2 protein-coding genes and 1 pseudogene are annotated in these 4,101 nt (G+C 66.1%); 2 read left to right on the top strand and 1 reads right to left on the bottom strand.

Annotated elements, in window-relative coordinates:
• Positions 1 to 71: 71 nt before the first annotated feature.
• The gene (gene sigJ, locus R2S09_RS39910) at positions 72 to 962 is read right to left on the bottom strand and encodes an RNA polymerase sigma factor SigJ (protein ID WP_316746170.1); all 891 of its coding nucleotides are present in this window, start codon (positions 960 to 962) and stop codon (positions 72 to 74) included.
• A 68-nt stretch (positions 963 to 1,030) separates the two neighbouring features.
• Between sigJ and R2S09_RS39905 the strand changes: the two are divergent.
• Positions 1,031 to 1,442, top strand: a pseudogene (locus R2S09_RS39905) (IS5 family transposase); the annotation flags it as partial.
• A gap of 503 nt (positions 1,443 to 1,945) precedes the next feature.
• The gene (gene ctaD / locus R2S09_RS39900; protein ID WP_316746168.1) at positions 1,946 to 3,646 is read left to right on the top strand and encodes a cytochrome c oxidase subunit I; all 1,701 of its coding nucleotides are present in this window, start codon (positions 1,946 to 1,948) and stop codon (positions 3,644 to 3,646) included.
• The last annotated feature ends 455 nt before the right edge of the window (positions 3,647 to 4,101 follow it).

Below are 4,101 nucleotides of genomic sequence, written 5' to 3'. Positions count from 1 at the left end.
TCACGCATTCCTTCGTCGCCCGTTGTGCGTTCTCATCAGGCAGACGAGGTAGCCCCTGCATGTGTGACAGCTCAGACGCCCAAGAGTTTGTCGGGATTGAGAACCCTGCGGTACGCGGCGATCAGACCGTCGGTGATCTGAACCGTGTCAACGGAGTAGACCCGGCCTTCCCGATGGAACACGAGGGCGAGCTCGCCGCCGACCTCGGCGAAGTCGATGCGGTCCGGGTGCCACTGGCGCCCCGTACGCACCATGACCTCGGCAACGCGCTCGCCGCCGTGGATGAGCTTGCGTGCCGCCGAGACCTTGCCGCCGCCGTCGGTGATGTAGACGGCATCCGGGTGCAGGAGCCTGACCAGGCCGGCCAGGTCCCCGGCCATGTAGGCGGCGCGGAAGACGGTGAGGACGCGTTCGCGCTCCGCCTTCGACGCCTGCGGCATGGACCGCTTGGCTTTGGCCATCTGCCGTCGTGCCCGCGAGGCGAGCTGCCGGGCGCCTGGTACGGAGACGTCCAGGACTTCGGAGATCCGGCCGAACTCAATGCCGAAGACATCGTGCAGGACGAAGGCCACCCGCTCCGGCGGAGACAGCTCTTCCATGATCAGGAGCATCGCCGAGCTGACGGACTCGTCGACGAGTACCGGCTGCGACGCGTCCGGCCCTGTCAGCAGCGGTTCGGGCAGCCACGGCCCGACATAGGTCTCCCGGCGGACACGGGCACTCTTGAGGATGTCGTACGACCGTCGTGCGGCCACCGTCACCAGCCAGGCCCGCAGATCACCGATGTCCTGCAGATCCGCTCCGGCTGCCCGCAGCCACACGTCCTGGGTCACGTCCTCGGCATCGGCCACACTCCCCAGCAGCCGGTAGGCCACACCGAAAACCGCGGGCCGGTGCCTCTCCCATCCGGCTCCGAGGGGGTCCTCCTGCCCGGACCGTCCGAGCCCGTGCCCGTCACCCATACAGATCGCAACCTCCTCAAACGTGCGGACCCAGCGTAGCCAGCCGAACTCTGCCGACGTCCTCGACGGGCCGTCCGCGGTTGGGCGACCGCACGGTCCTGAACGGCATCGTGTGGAAGTTCCGGACCGGAGTGGCCTGGTGGGACGTGCCGGAGCGATACGGGTCGTGGACCACCCTGCACACCCGCTTCCGCCGCTGGGCCAAGGACGGCACATTCAAGCAAATGTTGCAGGCCGCGCAGGCCAAGGCGGATGCGGCCGGCGACATCGACTGGCTCGCCTCGGTCGACTCCACCATCGTCCGCGCCCACCAGCATGCCGCCGGAGCTCGAACAGGGGGCTCCGAAACCAGGCACTCGGCCGCTCGCGCGGCGGGCTGACCAGCAAGCTCCACTTGGCGGTCGACGGACTCGGCCGCCCGCTCGCCCTGGTCCTCACCGGCGGGACACCAACGGCTGCACCCAGTTCAGCACCCTGCTCGGTGGCGCAACATCGCCCACACCATCCCTGAGCACGCGGATCAGATTTCCAACCGACTCCGGCGCGGCCGTTCCGGCGGCCGCCCGCCGCCGTTCGAAAAGTAGCTCTACAAGCGCCGGAACGCCCTTATTCCAGAAGGCTCTTGTAGCCGAGCGCGACGTCTTGGAGGAGCGAGGAGACAGGCGGCTGACCGGCTCCGCCGGGCCCGGGACGACGTAACAGCCTCAGCGCCCGGCAGCTGAAGGCATACCCGGTAGGGACCGGCGGCCCCATATGCCCCCGACCGGGCCGCCACGATTGCCGGTCCCGGTCCACAGGCTTGCCCTGACGCGACTTGAGTGACCTGTCCACCGACCCGACCGATGGCGCCTGCGCGCAGCTCCACCGTGCCTATGCGTTGTAGACGGTCCGTAGATCCGCCGGTGCTTCACTTGCGCCGAAAGGCGTCGTCAACGGTATCCGAGCGCGCGACGCGCCACGGGCCACCCCGACGGAGGATTGGGATGACAACAATCCCAGAGACGGAACTGATCGCACGGCACCAGGGGGGAACCAAGGGAAGATCCATCACTGGATGGCTGACTACCACCGATCACAAGAGGATCGGAACCCTCTATTTGGTCACGTCCTTCGTCTTCTTCCTCGTCGGCGGCGTTTTTGCCCTGGTGATGCGAGCGGAGCTTGCTCGACCAGGCCTCCAGATACTCTCCACCGAGCAGTTCAATCAGGCCTTTACCGCGCACGGCACCATCATGCTGTTGGTGTTCGCGACACCGCTGTTCGCCGGATTCGCGAACTGGATCATGCCGCTGCAGATCGGCGCCCCGGATGTTGCCTTCCCGCGTCTGAACATGCTGGCTTACTGGTTCTACCTCTTCGGATCCCTCATCGTACTGTCCGGGTTCCTCACGCCCGACGGCTCGGCACATTGGGGCTGGACCGGCTACGCCCCCTTGTCCGAGCCCCTGCGGTCGCCCGGTGCCGGAGGCGACCTGTGGATCATGGGGCTTGTCCTGTCGGGGTTCGGAACCATCCTCGGATCGGTCAACTTCATCACCACGATCATCTGTATGCGGGCGCCCGGCATGACCATGTTCCGCATGCCGATCTTCACATGGAACGTCCTGCTCACGGCAGTCCTGGTGCTGCTGGCCTTCCCTCCGCTGGCGGCGGCTCTCCTGGCTCTGGAGGCGGACCGGAAGTTCGGCGCGCACGTGTTCGACCCCGCCAACGGAGGGGCCCTGCTCTGGCAGCACCTGTTCTGGTTCTTCGGCCATCCCGAGGTCTACATCATCGCCCTGCCCTTCTTCGGCATCGCGACCGAGATTCTGCCGGTCTTCAGCCGAAAGCCGGTGTTCGGCTACGTGGGGCTCGTCGCGGCCACTATCGCGATCGCCGGCCTCTCCGTGACCGTCTGGGCCCACCACATGTTCGTCACGGGCGGTGTCCTGCTGCCTTTCTTCTCCTTCATGTCGTTCCTGATAGCCGTTCCCACAGGCGTGAAGTTCTTCAACTGGGTCGGCACAATGTGGAGGGGGTCTCTCTCCTTCGAAACCCCCATGCTGTGGACCACGGGTTTCCTCGTCACATTCCTCTTCGGTGGCCTCACGGGAGTCCTGGAAGCGTCCCCACCCCTGGATTTCCACATCTCCGACTCCTACTTCGTCGTGGCGCACTTTCACTACACGCTTTTCGGGACAGTCGTGTTCGCTATGTTCGCCGGCTTCTACTTCTGGTGGCCGAAATTCACCGGCAAGATGCTCGATGAGAGGATCGGGAAGATCCATTTCTGGACACTTTTCATCGGCTTTCACCTCACATTCCTTGTCCAGCATTGGCTGGGCGTGGAAGGAATGCCGCGGCGTTACGCCGACTATCTGGCGTCCGACGGCTTCACCGCTCTCAACACGGTCTCGACGATCGGCTCGTTCCTGCTCGGCGGATCTATGCTCCCGTTCCTGTACAACGTGTGGAAGACCTCGCACTACGCCCCGCGCGTGAGCGAGGACGATCCCTGGGGGTACGGCCGTTCCCTGGAGTGGGCCACGACGTGCCCGCCACCCCGCCACAACTTCGCCTCCCTGCCCAGGATCCGTTCGGAGTCCCCGGCCTTCGACCTGCACCACCCGGAGTTCCAGGCACTGGAACGAGACGGCTCAGGCCACCGCGGATCCAGGTCCCCGCTGGAACCGGGAGACGGATGAAGCGCGACCCGCTGACCGATCCGGCAGCAGGCACGAGGACAGCCCGGCCTCTACGAGACGGACAGGACCCCCGCGGGGCGGACCAGGCCCCGCCACGACACCGACGTCGGTCTACTGGATGGCCAAGGCGGGCCTGCACGTTCTCACCCACAACCTGCTCACCCAGCTCCTGTTCGAGAAGGCCATTCCTGCGGACCAGTTGGACGCCGTAATGGAGCAGTTGAGCGGCCTGCACCCGCTCGGCAGGGTGGGCCGGGCCCCGGGCCGTAGCGGCAGCGATCGTGTTCCTCCTGACCCCAGCATCCAGCTGGACTACAGGAGCCACCCCGAACATCGACGGCGGCTTCACAGCCGGCCGGACTAGGGCGTGTTTCGAAAGTCCCTCCCCCGGCCTTCGGCCGGGAGGTGCCCCCAGGCCCGCGACGCCTGGCACGGCACCTCGCCGCGTTGTCGGG

This window comes from Streptomyces sp. MK7 (genome assembly GCF_032658145.1).
Taxonomy (GTDB): domain Bacteria; phylum Actinomycetota; class Actinomycetes; order Streptomycetales; family Streptomycetaceae; genus Streptomyces; species Streptomyces spiralis.
This window is presented reverse-complemented; position numbering and strand designations above follow the sequence as displayed.